The sequence below is a fragment of the Microbacterium sp. NPDC090014 genome (genome assembly GCF_044748285.1).
Classification (GTDB): Bacteria; Actinomycetota; Actinomycetes; order Actinomycetales; family Microbacteriaceae; genus Microbacterium.
The window spans coordinates 762601-784618 of the sequence record NZ_JBIVFS010000002.1 but is presented as its reverse complement, the minus strand read 5'-3'; the positions used below and the strand labels follow the sequence as shown (position 1 = coordinate 784618).

18 protein-coding genes are annotated in these 22018 nt (G+C 68.9%); 9 read left to right on the top strand and 9 right to left on the bottom strand.

Annotated features, from left to right (window positions below):
• Positions 1 to 23: 23 nt before the first annotated feature.
• Positions 24 to 1589, bottom strand: coding sequence for a hypothetical protein (locus tag ACIPV5_RS17230; protein WP_400342073.1), 1566 nt, complete (start codon positions 1587 to 1589; stop codon positions 24 to 26).
• Positions 1565 to 3298, bottom strand: a complete 1734-nt coding sequence (locus tag ACIPV5_RS17225; RefSeq protein ID WP_400342071.1) for an ATP-binding cassette domain-containing protein — start codon at positions 3296 to 3298, stop codon at positions 1565 to 1567. Before ACIPV5_RS17225 ends, ACIPV5_RS17230 begins: the two co-directional genes overlap by 25 nt.
• 251 nt (positions 3299 to 3549) lie before the next feature.
• Here ACIPV5_RS17225 and ACIPV5_RS17220 point away from each other — a divergent pair, with 251 nt between their 5' ends.
• From ACIPV5_RS17220 to ACIPV5_RS17205, 4 genes are all read left to right on the top strand, one after another.
• Positions 3550 to 4242, top strand: a complete 693-nt coding sequence (locus ACIPV5_RS17220; RefSeq protein ID WP_053096968.1) for an NTP transferase domain-containing protein — start codon at positions 3550 to 3552, stop codon at positions 4240 to 4242.
• Between the two features lie 80 nt (positions 4243 to 4322).
• Positions 4323 to 5297, top strand: a complete 975-nt coding sequence (locus tag ACIPV5_RS17215) for a hypothetical protein (protein ID WP_400342069.1) — start codon at positions 4323 to 4325, stop codon at positions 5295 to 5297.
• A 108-nt stretch (positions 5298 to 5405) separates the two neighbouring features.
• Entirely contained in the window at positions 5406 to 6995 is a 1590-nt protein-coding gene (locus ACIPV5_RS17210) for an acyl-CoA carboxylase subunit beta (RefSeq protein ID WP_372984169.1), read from the top strand.
• A complete protein-coding gene (locus ACIPV5_RS17205; RefSeq protein ID WP_400342067.1) occupies positions 6992 to 7225 on the top strand; it encodes an acyl-CoA carboxylase subunit epsilon in 234 nt (77 codons plus the stop codon). Before ACIPV5_RS17210 ends, ACIPV5_RS17205 begins: the two co-directional genes overlap by 4 nt.
• A gap of 198 nt (positions 7226 to 7423) precedes the next feature.
• Here the strand turns inward: ACIPV5_RS17205 and ACIPV5_RS17200 are convergent, their stop codons facing one another.
• From ACIPV5_RS17200 to ACIPV5_RS17180, 5 genes are all read right to left on the bottom strand, one after another.
• Positions 7424 to 8623, bottom strand: coding sequence for an ROK family transcriptional regulator (locus tag ACIPV5_RS17200; protein ID WP_400342065.1), 1200 nt, complete (start codon positions 8621 to 8623; stop codon positions 7424 to 7426).
• Between the two features lie 298 nt (positions 8624 to 8921).
• Positions 8922 to 9932, bottom strand: a complete 1011-nt coding sequence (locus ACIPV5_RS17195) for a hypothetical protein (protein ID WP_053096976.1) — start codon at positions 9930 to 9932, stop codon at positions 8922 to 8924.
• Entirely contained in the window at positions 9929 to 11158 is a 1230-nt protein-coding gene (locus ACIPV5_RS17190; RefSeq protein WP_400342063.1) for an ATP-binding protein, read from the bottom strand. The genes ACIPV5_RS17195 and ACIPV5_RS17190 overlap by 4 nt, the downstream gene beginning before the upstream one ends.
• Positions 11148 to 11810, bottom strand: coding sequence for a response regulator transcription factor (locus tag ACIPV5_RS17185; protein WP_053096978.1), 663 nt, complete (start codon positions 11808 to 11810; stop codon positions 11148 to 11150). Before ACIPV5_RS17185 ends, ACIPV5_RS17190 begins: the two co-directional genes overlap by 11 nt.
• A 40-nt stretch (positions 11811 to 11850) precedes the next feature.
• On the bottom strand, positions 11851 to 13080 hold the full coding sequence (locus ACIPV5_RS17180) for a TRAM domain-containing protein (protein WP_363521619.1): 1230 nt from the start codon (positions 13078 to 13080) through the stop codon (positions 11851 to 11853).
• A 23-nt stretch (positions 13081 to 13103) separates the two neighbouring features.
• Here ACIPV5_RS17180 and ACIPV5_RS17175 point away from each other — a divergent pair, with 23 nt between their 5' ends.
• Both ACIPV5_RS17175 and ACIPV5_RS17170 read left to right on the top strand, forming a co-directional pair.
• Positions 13104 to 13742, top strand: coding sequence for a nucleoside triphosphate pyrophosphatase (locus ACIPV5_RS17175; RefSeq protein WP_053099183.1), 639 nt, complete (start codon positions 13104 to 13106; stop codon positions 13740 to 13742).
• Between the two features lie 78 nt (positions 13743 to 13820).
• A complete protein-coding gene (locus tag ACIPV5_RS17170; RefSeq protein ID WP_400342060.1) occupies positions 13821 to 15587 on the top strand; it encodes an acetyl/propionyl/methylcrotonyl-CoA carboxylase subunit alpha in 1767 nt (588 codons plus the stop codon).
• A 68-nt stretch (positions 15588 to 15655) separates the two neighbouring features.
• Here ACIPV5_RS17170 and ACIPV5_RS17165 read toward each other — a convergent pair whose 3' ends face one another.
• A complete protein-coding gene (locus tag ACIPV5_RS17165; RefSeq protein WP_171821928.1) occupies positions 15656 to 17110 on the bottom strand; it encodes an NAD(P)H-quinone dehydrogenase in 1455 nt (484 codons plus the stop codon).
• 48 nt (positions 17111 to 17158) lie between these two features.
• Between ACIPV5_RS17165 and ACIPV5_RS17160 the strand changes: the two genes are divergently transcribed.
• The 3 genes from ACIPV5_RS17160 to ACIPV5_RS17150 are packed head-to-tail and all read left to right on the top strand — an operon-like array spanning position 17159 to position 19928.
• A complete protein-coding gene (locus ACIPV5_RS17160; protein ID WP_053096984.1) occupies positions 17159 to 17992 on the top strand; it encodes a purine-nucleoside phosphorylase in 834 nt (277 codons plus the stop codon).
• Positions 17993 to 18024: 32 nt separating this feature from the next.
• Complete coding sequence (locus ACIPV5_RS17155) at positions 18025 to 19659, top strand: phospho-sugar mutase (RefSeq protein WP_400342057.1); 1635 nt, start codon at positions 18025 to 18027, stop codon at positions 19657 to 19659.
• A 5-nt stretch (positions 19660 to 19664) separates the two neighbouring features.
• The gene (locus ACIPV5_RS17150; protein ID WP_082297852.1) at positions 19665 to 19928 is read left to right on the top strand and encodes an HPr family phosphocarrier protein; all 264 of its coding nucleotides are present in this window, start codon (positions 19665 to 19667) and stop codon (positions 19926 to 19928) included.
• An 8-nt stretch (positions 19929 to 19936) separates the two neighbouring features.
• On the opposite strand, the gene ACIPV5_RS17145 is transcribed toward ACIPV5_RS17150, so the two are convergent.
• On the bottom strand, positions 19937 to 21859 hold the full coding sequence (locus ACIPV5_RS17145; RefSeq protein ID WP_187250490.1) for a transcription antiterminator: 1923 nt from the start codon (positions 21857 to 21859) through the stop codon (positions 19937 to 19939).
• Between the last annotated feature and the right edge of the window lie 159 nt (positions 21860 to 22018).

The following is a 22018-nucleotide window of genomic DNA, read 5'->3' as shown; positions in this document are numbered from 1 at the left end:
GGACGCACCCGGTTGGGCGGTCGTCACGCGGTCTCGACGAACTCCATCAGTCGCTCGCCCTCATGCTCGAAGATCCGCCCGCCGACGCCGACACCGATCGCGAAGAGCGCCACCCCTGTCGCGAGTCCGGCCCAGAACGTCGCGGGGGCGAACTGCGATCCCTCGAGCATCGTGAGCACGAGCAGCCAGATGGTCGGCACGCTCACGAGGATCGCTCCGAGGAACGCCGCAGCAGGACCGTACGCGCCACGCGACGTCGGCCGCTGAGGCTGCTGGAACGGGCTGTCTCCGGGACGCGACACGGCGTACGGCGCGATGACAGAGACGATGCTCGAGAAGCCGAGCGCCGACAGCAGCAGGCTGGCCCCGAGGCCGGTGAGGGGCAGAAGGAGACGCCAGTCATCGATCCAGAGCATCGTGAGAGGCACAGCGATCGCGAGCACGGGAACGGCCACGAGCATCACCGGGACGAGTCGGCCCAGACGATCGGGGATGCCGCGCACGCCGCTCGCCACGTGCGTCCACAGTGCGGTGGAGTCGTAGGCGACATCGTTGTGCGGCAGCCAGCCGAAGAACAGGGCCATCACCGGAACGGGCACGAGAGCGGCGATCTCGAGCGGCACGCCCGCGACGAGGAGTGGCAGGACGGACAGCACGCCGGCGATGGGGACCACGATGAGATTCATGATGTAGCGGCGGTCACGCAGCCAGTAGACGAGGCTGCGAGACGCGATCGCACCGAAGGCGTTCGACGGAAGCAGGCCGAACCAGCCGAGACCGGAGCGCTCGCGAGAGGCCACAGGACGCTCGGTCGTGGTGAGCAGTCTGCGAACCAGCCACGACCACACCGCCCAGAGCACCACCGCGGTGAGGAGGGCCACGATCCCGCTGATCCAGTTGCCGGCATCGTCATCCGTCGCGAACGAGAACAGGAACCTCGACGATGCGGCGAAAGGGGTGAACCCGATCGTCGCCGTCAGTGCCCCCACTGCGGCGGGGACCTGCCCGTCCCACTTGAGCGAGGCGAGGAACACGGCCACGGGGAATGCGATCACGATCACCGCCAGCGCGAAGAGGGCGGTGAGCTCGCGCGATCGACGCTCCGGCAGCAGCAGCGCGTTCACCGCCATGCCGATACGCGCCGCAAGCACCGTCGAGAACAGGCAGACGACGCTCATCAGCACCGCGATGAACCACGGCGCTCCGAGCCTGATCGCCACGATGCACACGCTGATGTTCACAGCGATGAGAGCCAGGCTGGGAACGCTGACGAGTGAGGCGAGCGCGAGGATCCATGGCATCTGCCGCTCGTCGACCCCGAACACGGCGAATCTGCGGGGATCCAGCTGATCCACGGCACCCACGAGGATGGGACCCACCAGGAATCCCAGGAGCAGTGCCGCGCTGCCGAGGACGATGACCGTGCGCGCGACAACGACGGGTGCGTCGTCGAGGCTGAGGATCGCCGCGCAGACCACACCCGTGAGAATCGCCACGACGGCGAGCATGATGAGCGTCCGTACCCGACGTTCGCCGCGGAGCGATCCGATCAGGAGCGCGGCTCTCAGTCGGAGAACGTGTGCAGCCACTCGAGCCCCTCCACCTCGCCGATGCCACCGGACAGCTCGACGAACCGCGCTTCGAGCGTCTGGCCTGCGCGGACCTCGTCGATGGTGCCCTCGGCGAGCACTTCTCCCCCGACGATGATCGCGACGCGCGAGCAGACCCGCTCGACGAGATCCATCCCGTGGCTCGAGAGCACCACCGTTCCGCCGTGCGCGACATAGGCGCGCAGAATGTCGAGGATGACCGCGGAGGACACCGGATCGACGGCCTCGAACGGCTCATCGAGCACCAGGACCCTCGGCGAGTGGATCATGGCGCCCGCGAGCATGATCTTCTTGGTCATACCGGCCGAATAGTCGGAGACGACGCGATTGAGCGCCTCTCCGAGATCGAACGCGCGCGCGAGATCGGCGACGCGCTTCTCGATGACCGCCGAGGCGAGCCCCCGCAGGAGCCCATAGTAGTAGAGCAGCTGCCGCCCGGTGAGTCGATCGAACGTGCGGAGCCGGTCGGGCAGCACACCCATCATGCGTTTCGCGGCAAGAGGCTTCGCCGACTGATCGATGCCGCAGATCACGATGTCGCCTGCATCGGCGCGCAGCAGCCCGGCGACGATCGACAGGGTCGTCGTCTTGCCGGCGCCGTTGGGACCGACGATGCCGTAGAACGAACCTGCAGGCACCGTCAGGTCGATGCCGTTGACCGCGGTGTGATCCCCGAAGTTCTTGACGAGGCCCCGAATGCGGATGGCCTCCGCACCGGAGGCCGCCTCGACTCCGGTGACAGCCTCCTCGGTCGCGTCCGCATCGGACACCGGCTCGGAGATCTCGGATGTCGTGCTCTCGTCGGCGGATGCCGTTTCTGCAGACTCGGTGGCGTCGGCGACGTCCGCCGTGGCGTCGTCGACCGGCGTGGCGTCGTCGACCGGCGTGGCGTCGTCGACCGGCGTCGCGTCGACAACCGGTGCGGCGTCGTTCATAGGGGTCTCCTCCGCCGGAGCGGGCAGATCTGTCTTCGCCCCCTCGGCTGCAGCCTCAGGCTCGTCTCCCTGAACGTGGGCAGGAGCCGGCATCTCGATCTCGATCGCCGCTTCGCTCTCGACCTGAGCGTCCGCCTCTGCCTCGGCCTCGGCCTTGGCCTTGGCCGCAGCAGCCTTCGCGGCAGCTGTCTTCGCCGCAGCGGCCTTCGCGGCCGCGGCCTTGGCCGCCGTGGTCTTCGCCGCGGAAGTGCGTGCTGCGGACTTCGCCGACGCGCTCTTCTCCACCGCAGCCTTGGCGGCGACCGTCTTCGCCGCGGCCGCCCTGGCGGCCGGAGTGGATCCCTGCGCGGCTGAGGTCTTCGCAGCAGCGGTCTTGGCCGCAGCCGTCTTCGCGGCGGTGGTCCTCGCAGCGGTGGTCTTGGCAGCAGCGGATCGCGCCGATGACGTCTTCGTCCCAGCCGCGCGGGCGGTCGTGTCGCGGGTCGCGTTCTTGGCGGCAGTCGTGCGAGCGGCGGCGGTCTTCTTCGATGCCGCCGATCGCGGAGCGCCGCTCTCGGTGGTCCGGTCGATCTTCAGCGCCGGTTCGGCGACCACCTCGACGGTGACTGCGGCCTTGTCCGCCGCAGCTTTGGAGGGAACGCGCGCTCCACCCGTCTTCTTGGCAGGCGTCGTGCGAGCGGAAGTCTTCTTCGGGGCGGCGGGCGTGGCGTCGACCGCCTGAGCAGCGGGATCGTCGGGGGAAGAAGCAGTCACCGTCCTACGGTATCAACGGGGGCAGGATTTCTTCGGGTCACCGCAACATTTCGCCGACCTGGTGAGCCCGTTGGACATTTCACTCCGGATCTGGACGAATCTGAGTGTTGGGTGTGTACTGGATCACGAATTGGCCACAGCGATGTCAACCCCCGCGGGTTCTCAGGCGGGATCGCTAGCATGGCTCTCGGCACGACGAAGTGTCCGGTCGGTGAACCGACCATGAACACATACTTCATTTAGGAGCACTCGTGACTCTTCAGACCGTCATCCTCGCAGCAGGCATGGGCTCACGCCTCGGCCGCGCGCTGCCGAAGCCGCTCACGGAGTTGAGCGACGGCCGCACGATCATGCGCCAGCAGCACGACAACATCCGCGCCGCCTTCGGATCGGACGCCCGCATCACCGCCGTCGTCGGGTACCGCGCAGAGACCATCATCGAGGCGTTCCCGAACGTCAATTACGTGCACAACGAGCGCTACGACGAGACCAACACGTCGAAGAGCCTGTTGCGCGCTCTCGGCGCCACCGGCAAGTCGGGCGTGCTCTGGATGAACGGCGACGTGGTGTTCGACCCGATGATCCTGGGCCGTGCTGCGGCGTACATCGAGCGCGACCAGTCCTTCGTCACGGTGAACACCTCCAAAGTCAGCGACGAAGAGGTGAAGTACACGGTCACGGCCGAGGGCTTCATCAACGAGCTGTCGAAGACCGTCAAGGGCGGTCTCGGTGAGGCTGTGGGCATCAACTACATCTCCTCCGCAGACAAGAAGGCGTTCATGCGCCAGCTGCAGCGCGTCGAAGACCAGGACTACTTCGAGCGCGGCCTCGAGCTCGCGATCGCCGAAGACGGCCTGCTCCTCGAGCCGATGGACGTCTCCGATCTCTACGCGGTCGAGGTCGACTTCGCCGAGGACCTCGAGCGGGCGAACCTGTTCGTCTGATCGCCTTCCACGAAAGCCCGGCCCCGTCAAGGGAGCCGGGCTTTCGGCTTTTTCGCGGCCTGGCTTCCTAGGATCGATCCATGGCCCCCAAGGTGCACAAGATCCACTCCCTCCCCGACGACGCCGCGTGGGACAGGGGGGTGCCGCCCGTCGGCTCGGCCGAGCATCCGCTGATGGTCCGCGGGCTGGACCGCGTTCTCGCGATCCAGCGCCCGCTCGTGCTGGCGCACATCCGCAGCATCCGCCTCCGCAACCCGCACGCTTCGCCCGAGCAGATCATCCGCATCCTCGAGCGGCGCTATCTCGCGGCAGTGACCACGGGCGGCGCGGCGGTCGGAGCGACCGCCGTCGTGCCGGGGATCGGCACCGGCATCACGCTCGCCCTCTCCGGAGTCGAGACGGTGGGCTTCGTCGAATCGACGGCGCTCTTCGCGCAGTCCGTCGCAGAGGTCCATGGCATCGCGGTGTCGAACCCCGACCGGGCCCGCGCGCTGGTGATGACCCTCATGCTCGGCAAGGAGGGCGTGGCCCTCGTCGGACAGCTGGCAGGCGAGGCCACCGGCCGCGGCGGCTCGAGGTCGTCGTACTGGGGCGAGATGGTGACGAAGTCGTTGCCGCGCGCTGCCGTCGGCCCCCTCGTGGATCGACTCAAGGGCATGTTCGTGAAGCAGTTCGCGGCGAAGGGCGGTGCCTCGTTCATCGGGAAGGCACTGCCGTTCGGCGTCGGCGCGGCCGTCGGAGGCGCGGGCAACCACATTCTCGGACGCCGCGTGCTGACGACGTCGCACCACGCATTCGGAGCGGCACCTCTGGACATGCCGCTCGAGCTGGAGCCCGTCGCCGGCGCAGAGAAGATGGAGCTGCGAATGCTGCACGGTGCCCAGTTCGTCGGGGGCGCCGTGGCCGGAGCGGCCGGATCGGCGGTCCGCGGCGTCGGCTGGGCGGGACGCAAGATCGCGTCGGTCGGACGTGGCCGCAACAAGGACGTCGGCGAGATCGAGCAGGCCGGCACCCACGACCTGCCGGGCACGCTCGGTGCCGAACACCGCGAGTGACGGCCGCCCTCGGGACACGCGGGGTTCACGAGAGCCGCCAAAGGATCTGACGACCCGTTGTAGCGAGCATCCAACGGACGGGGCCACCGCGACGATAGGGTGGAATCCGTGACGGACAAGCCCGAACTCTCGACCACCGCCGGCAGAATCGCAGACCTCCGCGCTCGCTACAACGAAGCCGTTGTCGACGCCGAGAAGGTCGCGCAGGAGAAGCAGCACGCCAAGGGCAAGATGACCGCCCGCGAGCGCATCGAACTGCTCGTCGACCCCGGAAGCTTCGTCGAGTTCGACGAGTACGTGCGCCATCGCACCACCGCGTTCGGCATGGATCGCAACCGGCCCTACGGCGATTCCGTCGTGACGGGTGTGGGCACGATCCACGGCCGCACGGTCGCGGTGTACTCGCAGGACTTCACCACGTTCGGCGGATCTCTCGGCGAGGTCTCCGGCGACAAGATCATCAAGATCATGGAGTTCGCGCTGTCGGGCGGTATGCCGATCATCGGCATCCTCGACTCCGGCGGAGCCCGGATCCAGGAGGGCGTGCTCGCCCTCAGCAAGTACGGCGAGATCTTCCGCCTGAACACTCGGTCGTCGGGGGTCATCCCGCAGATCTCGATCATCATGGGCCCGGCCGCCGGTGGAGCCGTCTACGGCCCCGCTCTGACGGACTTCGTGATCATGGTCGACAAGACCAGCCAGATGTTCGTGACCGGTCCGGACGTCATCAAGACGGTCACCGGCGAGGACGTCGGTATGGAGGAGCTCGGAGGAGCCCTCACGCACAACACTCGCTCGGGTGTCGCGCACTACCTCGCCGAGGACGAGGACGACGCGATCGACTACGCCCGCACGCTCCTCGGCTTCCTCCCCGACAACAACATGGCGGAGATCCCCGCGTACGAGAGCGGCTTCGAGTGGGAGACCACGGATGCCGATCGCTCTCTGAACACGATCATCCCCGACTCCCCCAATCAGCCGTACGACATCCACACGGTCATCGAGCACGTCGTCGACGCGGGAGACTTCATCGAGGTCCAGCCGCTTTTCGCGCCGAACATCGTGATCGGCTTCGGCCGGGTCGAAGGGCGCTCGGTCGGGATCATCGCCAACCAGCCGTCCCAGATGGCCGGAACGCTCAACATCGAGGCGGGTGAGAAGGCCAGCCGATTCGTGCGGTTCTGCGACGCGTTCTCGATCCCTATCGTCACGCTCGTCGACGTGCCCGGGTATCTCCCCGGTACCGATCAGGAGTGGACCGGCGTGATCCGCCGCGGCGCCAAGCTCATCTACGCCTACGCGGAAGCGACCGTGCCGCTGGTCACGGTCATCCTGCGCAAGGCCTACGGCGGCGCCTACATCGTGATGGGATCGAAGCAGCTGGGCGCCGATGTCAACCTCGCCTGGCCGACGGCGGAGATCGCCGTGATGGGCGGCCAGGGTGCGGTCAACATCCTCTACCGCGGCGAGATCAAGCGTGCCGAAGAGGCCGGCGAGGACGTCGCCGCCGTGCGCACGCGGCTCGCGAACGAGTACACCTACAGCGTGACCTCGCCGTTCCTCGCCGCCGAACGCGGCGAGATCGACGGCATCATCGAACCGGCGAACACCCGAGTCTCGATCGCCAAGGCGCTCCGAGCCCTCCGCGGGAAGCGCGCCGAGCTGCCCCCCAAGAAGCACGGGAACATCCCGCTGTGACCGAGCCCGCGACGTCGGACGAGCGCCAGCTCCCGACGATGGAGATCACCCGGGGCGTTGCGACCGAAGAGGAGCTCGCCGCTCTCATCGCCGTGGTGAGCGACGCCTACTCGCAGGAGGCGGCGGATGCCGTGGCCGAGGAGCCTCGCGTGTCGGCGTGGGCCCGCACCCAGCGACCGCTGCGACGCGGACTGCGACGAGACATCCCGTGGGGCCGCTTCGCGCGCTGACCCCCTCGCATCGGAGAGTCTGCGAGACCCGGAGCCCCCCAGCTACCGGGCCACGCAGACGACCCTCCGATTGATGCGGGGCCGTCGCCCCTGGCACCTGTAAACCCCAGACGGCGCATCTCTTCGATAATACATCGACTGGAGTAATCACTGAGGGCGCTCCAACCGATATACCGGTATGCGAATTGATGGCGCCGTTCAATCCTCGAGGTAGAGGTCGGATGCTCGAGGCGTGAGCACCGCGTCGAGCACGACGCAGGCGGCTCCCACGGCACCGACATCCTCTCCCACCACCGCGCTGTCGACGCGCAAGGCCCGAACCGACCTCGTCGCACTGCGACGGTTCAGCTGCTCCGGGATCTCGCGCAGATAGACCTCGGACAGAGGGGCGCAGAACGGCCCGCCGAGCACCACACGATCGACATCGAGGATGTTCGTGAGCACCGAGATCAGCACTGCGAGATGTTCGGCAGAACGACGCAGAACGCCCAGCGCGCGGATCTCGCCCGCGGCAGCGAGCTCGCACAGGCGGGCGAACCGCTCCTCCACCCCGCGCGCACCTCCGTCGTCCGGCTCATCGCGGAACACCCCGGCCGCCTCCGCCTGCTCGACGATCGCCTGCGGGGTGCATACCACTTCGACGCATCCTCGCGAGCCGCACGCGCAAGGCGGCCCGTCTGGGTCGACCATGATGTGGCCGATCTCGCCGAAGTTGTGGGTGCTGCCTGTGACCACGACCCCCTCACGCGCTGCGGCGGCCCCGAGCCCCGTGCCGAGGTAGACGAACAGGAACGAGTCCTCGGCTGTCGCGGAGCCGGTCCACAGCTCCCCCACTGCGGCGGCAGTGGTGTCCTTCTCCAGCGTGACTTCGAAGCCCGTCGCTTCTGCGAGAACGGAACGCAGCGGCACCCGATGCCATCCGTCGAGCTTCGGCGGGTCCACCACCGTGCCTTTCGCCGCGTCGAGCGGCCCGGGGGCAGCGACGCCGACCCCGGCGACGAGTGCGCGATCGATGCCGGCCTCGTCGACGAGGCCATCGATCGTCTGCGCCATCGTCTCGACGATGCGGTGCGGGTCCCGGTCGTGCGTGCGCACGACTCGTCGTGCGATCACCGCACCGGACATGTTCAGCAGCACGAAGGTGATCACCGACGGGTCGAGATGCACCCCCACCGAGAAACGACTCTCCGCGACCAGGCGCAGCGTGACTCGCGGCTTGCCGGGCCCGTTGATGGTCCGCCCTGCTTCGGTGATCAGCCCCTCGTCGAGAAGGCGACGGGTGATGTTCGTGATCGTCTGCGCCGAGAGGCCGGTCGCATCGACGAGCTCGATCCGGCTGAGTCCCTCTCCGGACCGGCGGATGGCCTCGAGGATGACGGACTGGTTGAAGTCACCCATGCGGGGGAGATTGGTTCCGCGACGCATTCCCATGCCTCATCATCTCGCACCGGCGTCGATTCCGTGTCCCCCAAAATACCTACAGACAACGACTTGACTAACCATGAGACTGAGTAAGACGCTTCGCGTTCGGCTGGTCTCTCTGTCCCAGGGTAGATAGACGCAGACCGGCCACCAGCGGACGGTTTTCGGGTAACTGGTCCGCATGGCGAGGGGCTGGCGGATTCGCCGCCCCTCGCCCACTCTGTCTGACCTCGACTCTGACCCCCTCCCCCGGCCAGAGCCGAGGACAGGGGCCTCACTGGCGTGGAGCGTCTCTCGGGATCTCGTGCCACACGTCGACGGCATCGTCGTCGCTCTGCCCGCCGGCGCCGGCCCGGCCGACCACCGTCACGGCCGTGTGAGCATCCCTGGCCGCTCGGATGATCCACCGCTCCGCATCCGCATCGCGCAGCACCCGGGCGAGCTCGTCGCGGATCATCGCGCGTCGTCCCTCATCGACGTCGTCCAAGCCGCCCTCGTCGAAGACGGTGACGACGGCACCGCGGCGACGCGCGTCCTCGATCGCATCCCGCACCGCATCGTTGAGCAGATCGGCTCCCCGGAGCTCGTCGCGCAGGCGACCTTCCGCCAGACGCGCCTGCAGACGCTCCTCCTCGCTCAGCGCGCCACGCGATGCGACGGTGCGACTGAGCACCGGCCCCGCGACCGCCAGCGCGAACTGCGTGCGCAGACGACGTTCCTTCTGGCGCACCTGCTGGGTCGCGTGCCAGGCGGACACCGCCTGCTGGATGCCGGCGAGGCGCTCGGTGTCGCGGACGGCTCTGTCCCAGAAGATCACCAGGAGGTGAGCGATCGCGACCCACACGAGCGAGCCCACCAGGCCGAGGGACAGCGCCACGAAGACACCCAGATACACCGACGATGTGGCGACGAGGACGAGCACCACCAGCCAGCCGATCACGAAGCGGCGCCGGACGATGCACACCACGCCCATCAGACCGAGCGCACCGATGTACCAGGTGGCGAACGGCGCCGTGCGTGTCAGCGGATCGAGTGACAGCGTCACGAGAATCGGAATGAGGACGCTCGAGACCAGCGTCAGCAGCGCCGCCCAGAGCGGCATCCGCACCGAGATCGCCGAGTCCCAGAGGATCGCGACGTTGACGACGACGAGGTACAGCGCGATCGCCGCGACCATCAGCAGCGGCGCGGAGGGCTGCTCGATCCACCACACCCCTCTCGCGGCGAAGTACATCGCGAAGCCCACCGCGAGTGACGTCGCGACACTGCGCACCGTGCGATTCATGGCCGCTCCCAGCCCAGCGTCACGGTGGTGCCGCACTCTCTCGAATCGATCTCGGCGGTGCCCGCCACCCCGGCCATCCGTGCGAAGATCGACGCTCTGATCCCGAGGCGGTCGGCGCCGATGGCCCCGATATCGAATCCTGGGCCGGTGTCCGAGATCGTCACCGTGATCCCCTCGTCACCGCGGCCCTCGACGAGGATGTGCAGCCCGCGCCCACCCGCATGGGTGACCGCGTTGCCGAGCGCCTGTCTGGCGGCGAGCACGAGTGCTCTCGCCGCGCGCCCGGGGATCAGGCCGATCCCTCCCCGTTCCTCGACGATCGCATCCGCCCCGAGCTCGGACAGCGCGCGACGGAGCTCGACGACGATCTGAGCGGCGCCCACCGGTTCGTCGCTGCCCTCCTGGGCCACCGCGGCCTCGGTGTTCGCCAGGCGGGTGAGAGCCTCCCGGGCCATCCCCACGGCGAGGTCCTGCGCCCGATCGCCTTCGGCCCGTTCCGCCGCGATCAGCGCTGCGAGGACGCTGTCGTGCATGAGCGCCGACATCGCCGCACGCTCCTCCTCGGCTGCGGCGGCTGCCGCGGCCCCCGCGTACGACGCGACGGCTCGGGCCCGGGCCTCATCGACACCCGCGGCGACCGAGCGGAACATCCATCCCAACGCGATGATGACGCATCCGAGGATCAGGGTGAACGACACGTCGAACGCCGTCGTCACCCAGAAGTCTCGCGAGAAATCGCCCTCGACGAGGCGGACATAGCCGTAGACGAACGGCAGGCACACCGCCCAGACGAACTGCAGCCACAGAGGGAAGGCGAGCATCGCAGCCACGACGCCCACGTTGACGAGGAAGAAGATCCACGGCTGGTCGGCGGCTCTGCCCACCGGGTCGACCAGACTCGGCCAGGCGGCGAGCGCGAGTGTGTACACGATGGCGAACGCGCCGGACGCGGTCCTGACGCCACGTCCGATGACGCACGCGACGAGCATGACGATCAGCGGCACGAAGACCACGAGCAGCATCGTGATGCGCGCGGCATCCGATCCCGTCGTCGTGACCCCCGCGATCAGTGCCTGTGCGCCGAGAACACCCGATCCGATCGCGACGACCGTCGCGAGGATGCGCTCCATGCGTTTGCCGGTGAAGCGCTCGAACTCGGTCTCCACGCTGCCGGGCGAAGGGATCTTGCTCCATGCCTCCCGGATGCTGAGCGGGTCAGCGGCCACTCGGCGCCCCGTCTGCGGCGACGATCCCATCCTCCATCGCTCGCCGCAGAAGGTCGACCTTCGTCGGGGCCGGTCGCCCGACCTCCACGTACTTGACCCGGATCCGGGTGATGTTCTCCTTGGCGGTCGAGTACGCGACGCCGAGGCGCTCGGCCACGGCCTTCAGCGGCAGGCCGGTCGCATACAGCCGGAGCACCTCCCGCTCGCGTGTCGACAGCTGGGCGTCCGCGAAGTCGCGATCCCCGTCGACAGCGCTCGCCCACTCGACGTTGTTGAGGGCTTCGCCCTGCGCGACGGTGCGGATGGCGTCGAGCACGTCGTCCAGCGCAGAGGATTTGCTCACGACGCCGGCTGCACCGGCAGCGAGCGCCTCGCGCACAGCCGCCGGTCGATCGGCGACGCTGTGGATCACGACGCTCGCGCCGTCGGCGACGAGAGACCGGACGTTCTCGGTCACCGTGGTGCCGTCTCCCAGGGTGAGGTCGAGCACCACCACGTCGGCAGGCTGCGACGACGTCGTCGACCTCCACTCGAGGTAGGACACGACGGTGCTGCCGGAGAAGACGACGGTCTGCTCTCCGTCACGAGCGCACGCCGCCTCGAGACCGAGGCGGACGGATTCGTGATCGTCGATGAGTGCGACCCTGCTCATCCGCCCAGCCTACTGAGTACTCAGCCCCCGCAGATCACGATCACCGGGTGAGCAGCGCGACGACCTCGAAGTGATGCGAGTGCGGGAACAGGTCGAAACCGCGCAGCGTCCCCACGTTCCACCCGTGTTCGCGGAAGGTTCCGAGGTCCCGCGCCAACGCCACAGGGTCGCAGGCGACGTAGGCGATCGCCTCGGGGGCGAGAGAGTTCAGTGCATCGACCACCGCGCGTCCGGCACCGGCACGCGGCGGATCGAGTACGACCGCTCCTGCTCGCGTGTCGGAGGGGAGACCGGCGAGATAGCGGTCGACCCGTGCTGTGACGGCGTTCACGGCGAGGGGCGCGAGGTTCTGCTGCGCGTGAGTCGTCGCCCGCCTGCTGGACTCGACGGTGACGATGTCGGTGCCACCGAGGTCTGCGAGCGATGCGGCGAAGAGCCCGACTCCTCCGTAGAGGTCGAAGTGCGTCGCCTCCGGATCGACGTGCCCGTCGAGGATGCCGTAGACGGCGCCGTCGAGCACCGAGGCGGCTCGCGGGTGCACCTGCCAGAATCCACCGGCGTCGACCTGGAACCGGCGATCGCCCACCTGCTCGTAGACGACTTCGGGCGCCGGGCGGCGGTGCTGCCCCCTGGCCGGTCGCTCGTCGAGGCGATCTCGTCGGATGACCCGCACCTGGCCGTCGCCCGGTTCGACCAGGTCGACGCTGCCCGCCTCGCCGCCCGCGAGACGGAGGGCCGCCTGTGCGACCGCCGGACGCGCGAGCGGGTGGGAGCTGACCGGGATCACCCGGTGACTGCGAGCGGCGTAGGGACCGACGCGCCCCTGGTCGTCGACGTGCAGGGTCACCCGGGAGCGCCAGCCGGTTCCGTCGGTCGAGTCCACGGCCTCGATCTCGGGAGCCTCGAGACCGGGTCCGGCGAAACGATCGAGCGCCTCGGTGAGCACCTGACGCTTGAGCACGCGCTGATGCGCGAGATCGATGTGCCCCAGGTCGGCGCCCCCCGGCCGGTTCTCGGGCGCGCGGGAGACGTCGGCCTCCGCCCAGATGTGGGGGCGACGATGCGGCGAGGCGTCCAGGACCTCGACCGTCTCGGCACGCCAGAAGCTCTTGGACTCACCCGTGGAGTCCTCGGTGAGCCGCGCGCGGACCCGCTCACCGGGGATGGCGTCGGAGACGAAGACGACCCGGCCTTCGTGTCGGGCGATGAACGTGCCGCCGTGCGCGATGCCGGTGATGTCCAGATCGAGCAGGACTGGGGAGGAAGTCATCCTTCGAGGATACGGTGGTGAACATGCGCGTCTGCCTGGCCTCCACCTCTCCCGCCCGCCTCATGCTGCTGCGTCAGGCGGGTATCGAGCCTCTGACCCAGTCGCCGGGAGTGGATGAGGATGCGGTCGCCGCCGCTGCCGCGGCCGAACGGGGCGCGGAGCTGACACCGGCGGACCTCGTGCTCCTGCTCGCCCGGGCGAAGGCGGCGGACGTCGCGCAGCGCCTCTCTGCGGACGGCGAGTTCGACGGCATCGTGATCGGCGGAGACTCGATGTTCGAACTCGGCGGGCGCGTGTACGGCAAGCCCTACACGCCCGAGGAGGCGACCAGACGCTGGCAGGAGATGCGCGGGGCCACCGGCATCCTGCACTCGGGGCACTCGGTCTTCCGTGTCTCGCCGGGCACCGACCCGGTCGAGGCCACCGCCACGGCCGAGGCTTCGGTGACCTTCGCCGATGACGTCACGGATGCCGAGATCGCCGCCTACGTCGCCTCGGGTGAGCCCCTGCTCGTCGCCGGTGCGTTCACGGTCGACAGTCTGGGCGGCGCCTTCATCACCCGCGTCGACGGCGACCCGTCGACGGTGGTCGGGATGTCGCTGTCGACCGTGCGCCGCCTCGCCGCCGATCTCGGCGTCACGTGGACCGACCTCTGGTCGTAGAGTCTCGTCGACGTTTCTGCCTCTTTCTTGTGGAGAGTCGTCAAAGCGAACGGGAGCCTTCTCGCTAGGCTGGCAAGCATGCCTGATATCGCCAAGGTGCTCATCGCCAACCGCGGCGAGATCGCCGTCCGCATCATCCGTGCCGCTCGCGACTCGGGGATCGCCTCCGTCGCCGTGTACGCCGACCAGGACCGCGACGCTCTGCACACCCGCCTCGCCGACGAGGCCTATGCCCTCGGCGGCGCCACGAGCGCCGAGACCTACCTGCAGATCGAGAAGATCCTCTCGGTCGCCCGCCGCGCCGGCGCCGACGCCGTGCACCCCGGGTACGGCTTCCTCGCCGAGAACGCCGAATTCGCCCGCGCCGTCATCGGTGCGGGGATGACCTGGATCGGGCCTTCCCCCGACGCCATCGAGGCGCTCGGCGACAAGGTCACCGCCCGCCACGTCGCCGAGAAGGTCGGCGCGCCGCTCGCTCCCGGAACGCCGGGGCCCGTCTCCGGAGCCGACGAGGTCGTCGCCTTCGCGAAGGAGTTCGGTCTGCCGATCGCGATCAAAGCCGCGTACGGCGGCGGAGGTCGCGGCCTGAAGGTCGCCCGCGAGCTCGACGAGGTCGCGGAGCTCTTCGAATCCGCCACCCGCGAGGCGGTCACCGCCTTCGGACGCGGCGAGTGCTTCGTCGAGAAGTACCTCGACAAGCCGCGGCACGTCGAGACCCAGTGCCTGGCGGATGCCGAGGGCAACGTCGTCGTCATCTCGACGCGCGACTGCTCGCTGCAGCGCCGCCACCAGAAGCTCGTCGAGGAGGCACCCGCGCCGTTCCTCACGGACGAGCAGAACGACCTGCTCTATTCCGCGTCGAAGGCCATCCTCAAGGAGGTCGGCTACGTGGGCGCAGGCACCTGCGAGTTCCTGATCGGCGCCGACGGCACCGTCTCGTTCCTCGAGGTCAACACCCGTCTGCAGGTCGAGCACCCCGTCTCCGAGGAGGTCACCGGCATCGACCTGGTGCGCGAGCAGTTCCGCATCGCCGCCGGCGGCACGATCGACTACGACGACCCGAAGCCGACCGGACACTCGATCGAGTTCCGCATCAACGGCGAGGACCCCGGTCGAGGGTTCCTCCCGCAGCCTGGTCCGATCCACGTCTTCAAGACCTTCGGCGGACCCGGCATCCGCCTCGACTCTGGCGTCACCGCGGGCGACTCGGTCTCGGGCGCCTTCGACTCGCTGCTCGCGAAGATCATCGTCACCGGCAAGGACCGCGCCGAGGCCCTGGAGCGCTCGCGCCGCGCCCTCGAGGAGTTCGAGGTCGCAGGTCTGCCCACCGTGCTCCCGTTCCACCGCAAGGTCGTGAACGACCCCGCGTTCACCGCCGAGAACGGCGAGTTCGGCATCTTCACCCGCTGGATCGAGACCGAGTTCGAGAACGACATCCCCGCCTGGGACGGCGAGCTCGAGTCGCCCTCCACCGGCGAGAACCGGCACACCGTCGTGGTCGAGGTCGGCGGCAAGCGCCTCGAGGTCAGCCTTCCCGATCGCGTCGCGGTGGCGGCCGGCACCGCAGGACGACCGGCCGCGGTTCCGCCGTCCCGCCGCAGCCACGCGACCTCGGTCAGCGCCGGCGCATCGGGAGACGCCGTCAAGTCGCCGATGCAGGCGACCGTCGTCAAGGTCGCCGTCGAAGAGGGGCAGCAGGTCGTCAAGGGCGATCTGGTCGTCGTCCTCGAGGCGATGAAGATGGAGCAGCCGCTGCAGGCTCACAAGGACGGCACGATCGGCAACATCGGCGCCGTCGCCGGTGCGACGGTCTCGGCCGGACACCAGCTGCTCACGATCAGCTGACCACCTTCGCACACGAGAAAGGCGCCCCGCTGCTGCGGGGCGCCTTTCTCGTCTGATCCGCGGCGGATCTAGGAGATGTTCGCGTTGACGAGGTGCATCGCCCTGCTCGCGTCGGTGATGCTGCTCGACAGCGACGGGTATGCCGCGAAGACGCGAGAGACCTGGTCGACCGTCAGACGACGCTCGACGGCGACCGCGATCGGGTAGATCAGCTCGGAGGCCTTGGGCGCGACGATCACGCCGCCGATCACGGTGCCGGATCCCTTGCGTGCGATCAGCTTCACGAAACCGTCCTTGATGCCCATCATCTTGGCCCGAGGGTTCGCGGCGAGGGGCAGCTTGTAGACGAGGCCGTCCGCGACGCCGTCTTCGACGTCCTTCTCGGAATAGCCGACCGTGGCGATCTCGGGCGCCGTGAAGATGTTGGAGGTGATCTTGATCAGCTCCAGAGGGATCACGATGTCGCCCAGCGCGTGGAACACGGCCGTGCGGCCCTGCATAGACGCGACGGAGGCGAGCGGGAAGAAGTTCGTGCAGTCGCCGACGGCGTAGACGTTGGGCACAGAGGTGCGCGCGACGCGGTTGACCCGCACGTGCCCGGTCTCGTCGAGCTCGACTCCCGCGTCTTCGAGACCGATGCCAGCGGTGTTCGGGATCGAGCCGACCGCCATGAGGCAGTGACTCCCCTCGACCGTGCGGCCGTCGGAGAGCGTCGCACGCACGCCGTCCTCGGTGACCTCGACCTTCTCGGCGCGGGCCTTGGAGAGCACCGTCATCCCCCCGCGCTTGAAGACCTTCTCGAGCACGTGCGCGGCATCCTGGTCCTCACCCGGCAGCACCTGCTCGCGGCTGGAGATCAGCGTGACCTTGGCGCCGAGGTTCATGTAGGCGGACGCGAACTCGGCGCCCGTCACACCGGAGCCGACCACGATCAGGTGCTCGGGAAGCGCCTTCATGTCGTACAGCTGCGTCCACGTGAGGATCCGCTTGCCGTCGGGCTTGGCCGAATCCAGTTCGCGCGGCGACGCGCCCACCGCCACGATGATCGTGTCGGCCTCGACTCGGTCGAAGTCGGTGCCCTTCTGCCCGGTCGAGACCACGATCGCCGTCGGTCCCTCCAGACGGCCGTGGCCGGACAGGATGCGCACGCCGGCCTCGAGCAGCGTCGTGCGCATGTCCTCGGACTGCTGGCCCGCGAGCGCGATCAGACGTTTGTTCACCGCGGCGAGGTTGATGGCGATCTCGGGCTTGAGCGGCTTGCCGTGCTCGCCCTTGGCGTAGAACTGCACTCCGAGGTCGGAGGCCTCCGAGATCGCGACCGCGGCATCCGCCGTGGCGATCAGGCTCTTCGAGGGAACGACATCGGTGAGCACTGCCGCTCCGCCCACGCCCACACGCTCGACCAGGGTCACCTCGGCTCCGAGCTGAGCGGCCGCGAGGGCCGCCTCATAACCGCCGGGACCGCCGCCGAGGACGGCGACGCGCTGTGTGCGCTCAAAAGGGGTGGAAGACATGATCTCCATTCTTCCGCAATCCTGGCCCCGGAGCCTGCACCTTCCTAGAGTGGATCCATGTCTGAAACACACAGCAACCCCCTCGACGACCCGAATGCGAACCCGTTCGAGGTCGCAGCCGACGCAGCCGCCGACATCGCGCGCCTGACCGGAGTCGAGAAGCACGACATCGCCCTGACCCTCGGCAGCGGCTGGGGCAAGGCCGCCGACATCATCGGCGAGACCACGGCGACCATCCCCGCCACCGAGGTCACCGGCTTCTCGAAGCCCGCTCTCGAGGGCCACGTGGGCACCCTGCGCAGCATCCGCACTCCCGATGGCAAGAACGTCCTCGTCATCGGTGCCCGCACCCACTACTACGAGGGCCACGGCGTGCGCCGTGTCGTGCACTCGGTGCGCACCGCCGCGGCCACGGGCGCCAAGATCATGGTGCTGACGAACGGCGCCGGCGGAGTGCGCGAGACGTGGACTCCCGGCCAGCCCGTGCTGATCAGCGACCACATCAATCTCACGGCCGACTCCCCTCTCGAGGGCGCGACCTTCATCGACCTCACCGACCTCTATTCGACGCGTCTGCGCGACATCGCCCGGAGCGTCGACCCCACGCTCGACGAGGGCGTGTACACGCAGTTCCGCGGCCCGCACTACGAGACGCCGGCCGAGGTGCAGATGGCCAAGCACATCGGCGGACACATCGTGGGAATGTCGACAGCGCTCGAGGCGATCGCCGCTCGCGAGGCCGGTATGGAGATCCTCGGGTTCTCGCTCATCACCAACCTCGCCGCCGGCATCCAGAAGACGCCGCTCAGCCACGCTGAGGTCATCGAGGCCGGTCGAGAGGCCGAACCGGTCATCTCGGCGCTGCTGGCCCGAGTGGTCGAGGCGCTGTGAACGACGAGCGTCTCGCGCAGGCGCGCGCGTGGATGAGACAGGACCCCGATCACGAGACCCGCGACGAGCTGGCCGTGGTCATCACGCGGGCAGCCGATGGCGACGAGTCGGCCGCCGCCGACCTCGATGATCGCTTCAGCACCCGACTCGCGTTCGGCACCGCCGGTCTCCGCGGAGCCCTGGGGGCCGGCAGCAACCGCATGAACCGCGTGCTCGTCGCGCAGGCGGCCGCCGGGTTCGCCTCGTACCTGCGCGAGAAGTCGCACGGCCGCACGCCGACCGTGGTGATCGGCTATGACGGACGCCGCAACTCCCGCGTGTTCGCGACCGACTCCGCCGAGCTGTTCGCCGGAGCAGGGCTGCGCGCGATCCTGCTGCCGAGACTGCTGCCCACGCCCGTGCTCGCGTTCGCGGTGCGTCACCTGGGCGCGGATGCCGGTGTCATGGTGACCGCGTCGCACAACCCGCCGAACGACAACGGATACAAGGTCTATCTGGGCGGCGCCGATCAGGGCTCGCAGATCGTCGCACCCGCCGATGCCGAGATCGCCGCGCACATCCAGCGGGTCGCCGATGCGGACGACGTCACGTCGTTGCCTCGCTCCACCGACTATGAGACGGCCGGCGAAGCTGTGGTCGACGCGTACGTCGCCGCGACAGCGGCGGTCGCTCCCGCACCAGCCGGCGCGTCCGATCTGCGCTGGGTCTACACCGCTATGCACGGGGTCGGCTGGGAGACGCTGTCGAAGATCGTCGCGGCCGCCGGATACCCTCAGCCGATGGTCGTCGGAGAGCAGCTCGAACCCGACGCGACGTTCCGCACCGTCTCGTTCCCCAACCCGGAGGAGCCGGGGGCGATGGACCTGTCCTTCACCCGGGCCCGCCGCGTGCAGGCGGACTTCATCATCGCCAATGATCCGGATGCCGACCGACTCGCCGTGGCGATCCCGGACGCGTCGTCGGAGGGTGGATGGCGGCGACTCACCGGCAACGAGGTCGGGCTCCTCCTGGGCGCTCGCGCCGCCAGGGCCGCCGAGGGCACGCCGGGTGCATCGCTCGCGTGCTCCCTGGTCTCATCGCCCGGCGTCGGCGCGGTCGCCGCCCATCACGGGCTCGACTTCCACGAGACGCTCACGGGCTTCAAATGGATCTCCCGCGCCCCCGGCATCGTCTTCGGCTTCGAGGAGGCACTCGGCTACCTCGTGAATCCCGAGACCGTGCGCGACAAGGACGGCATCTCGGCGACCGTGGCGATCCTCGGACTCGCCGCCGAGGCGCACGAGCGCGGACGCTCTCTCGCCGACCTGCTGTCGGAGCTCGGTGACACGTACGGTCACTTCGCCAGCGGTCAGGTGTCGGTCCGCGTGCAGGACCTCTCGGTCATCGGCACCGTGATGCTCTCGCTGCGCACGCTGCCGCCGACGCACTTCGGCAGCCACGCGATCGCCTCCGCGGAGGATCTGCTGCACGCCGACGCAGGGCAGCCCTCGGGCGACGTGCTGCGGTATCGGCTCACGGACGGCTCGCGCATCATCGTCCGTCCGAGCGGCACCGAGCCGAAGCTCAAGGTCTACATCGACGCGGCCGCGGACTCCGCGGAGCGCGCCACCGCGACGGTCGCCGAGCTCGAGGCCGCGGTGCGCCTGCTCCTGGAAGAACGCTCGTAGGCCGCATGCCGAGAAGACATGTCGTGATCAGCGCGCACAACGGGGTGCACGCGCGCCCCGTCGCCGAGCTCGTGCGGCTCGTGCAGGCGCATTCGCACGCGGTGACCCTGCGGACGTCGTCGGGCGCGGTCGTGGACCTCAGCAGCGTTCTCGCGCTGATGGACCTCGCACTCGCGCCCGGCGATGCCGTGGTGCTCGAGACGGCGGACTCGGCCGGCGCCGACGCCGTGCTCGACACCCTCGCCGGCGTCCTCGACCCTCAGGGCTGACCCGGCCGTCACCCGTCGATGACGGCGACGAGCTCGTCGAGGAACGCCTCGAAGGTGGTGCCCCGGCGGAGGATTCGCTGCACGCTCTCCCGTTCGCTGAACACCTCGACGAGCTGCTCGAACACCGTCTGGAACGCGGCGCGGTCGCTCTCGCTGAAGGCGGCGAGAGCGACCACCTGCACGCGGCCCTCACCCCACGCTGCCGACCCGTCCGTCACGCCGATCGCGATCGCGGTGCGCGTGGCGGTCATCTGGAGCGCGTGCGGCACCGCGAGCGCGTCTGTGAACGCCGTCGACGACATCCGTTCGCGGAGGATGGTGTTCTCGACGTAGTCGTCGCCGATCAGCCCCGCATCCACGAGGAGACCGCCCAGTCGCCGGATGATCGCCTCCTCCCCCGCATCGGGCAGCGGATAGACGAAGGCGTCGGCATCGAAGTATCGTGCGAGCTCGCCACGGAGCCTGGTGAGGCGTCGGCCTCGCCGGACGCGCGCCGCGGCCTGCTGGATCCGGTCGACATCGGCATCCGTGAGGAACGGCTGGATGCGGACGAAGCGATCGCCGGCAGCGCCCGGCTCGATCGTGCTGAGCACCAGGTCGGTGTCGAACGACGCCCAGTCCGGGTCGACCTTGGTGATGACGCTGGTCACCTCGATCGCGGACCCGAGCGAGCGGTCGACGCTCGATCGGAGCAGCTCGTGCAGCTCGTAATACCCGGGGCACACGATGGTCGCGGTGAGGATCGACTCGGCCTTGCGGCTGCGCTCGAGTCGTCCGCCGACGTGCATCGCGATGTAGGCGATCTCGTCGTCGTGGATCGGCGTGCCGAGGCGATCGTGCAGTCCGCTGGCGATCGAGACCGCGACCTCGAAGATCATCGGATACGAGGTCTTGAGCGAGCGGGTGAGCGGATTGCGGGTCAGCGCGCTCTCCTCGGCGCGACGCATCAGGTTCTGCACGTGCAGGGCGAGGCGCAGCACGAAGGTCTCGTCGACCAGGTCGACTTGGAAATCCTCCGCCGCCCTCGCGATCTCCGCACGCACGGCCGCCTCGACACCCGGGTCCACGCCGCTGCGGGCGACATCGCCCGCAGCGTCCTCCCCCGGAGCCACGATGCGCGTGAGGACGAGGGACGCGAGATGCCCGCTGTCCCCGTCGCCCAGCGCGACCGAGAAGTGCTGCTGGGCGAGCCGGGCGATCACAGCCCCGACCCGCGGGATCTCCTCCCGCGCACCGGCAGGACCGGCTTCGAGCGCGTGGCCGGCCGCAACCCTCTCGGCGGCGATCGCGATGTGCAGAAGGACATCGGAGATCGCGAGCTCGTTGACGTAGTAGCCCTGTTCTCCGAGTTCGCGCACGAGCTCGGACTTGAAAGGCCCGACGGCGTCGGCGGCGATGACTCCTCCGGCGAGCGCTCGGCGGAACGTCTCGGGGTGGAACGACGCGGCATCCATCTCGTCATGTGCGAGTCGCGACAGCAGACGACGCTGTGCCGCCTCGTTGCCTCGCAGTCGCACGATCTCGCGGTCTCTCTCGAGTGCGAGATCGGTGCCGTCGAGCAGTGTGCGGACGCGGGCGAGGTCCGCCTCGAGAGTGGCTTCGCTCACATGGAGCGCACTGGCCGTGGCGAAGACGTCGACCCCGTCCGGCACATCGAGCAGGGTGCGGACGAGACCGTGCAGTCGGTCACGCGGGGCGGAGTCGCCGCTCTGCCGCGCGCGCAGTGCGTCGCGAGCACCCGACCCGGCACGGTATCCCGCCGGGCCCGATTCGACGGCATCCGCTCCACCGGTTCTCGCGTTCAGCGCGGCGACGTACGAGCGGATGCTGCGCGGGGTGACCCCGAGCTGATCGGCGAGACTGGCGGCCGTCACCCACTCGCCCTGACGGAGCAGGGACGACAGGAGCTGATCCTGACGCTGTCGCGACATGATGCTCCCTCCTCCGTGCCGACCGCACTGTCCTGACGTGACTTCCATGATGTCAGCAAGCGGGGAGCGGTGCTCCGAAACCGAGGTTCCGCAGGGGCGGAAAGGAACCTGTTGGCGAGCACACCCCCCTTGTTCCCAGACTGTTCTCAGGAAAGGTGA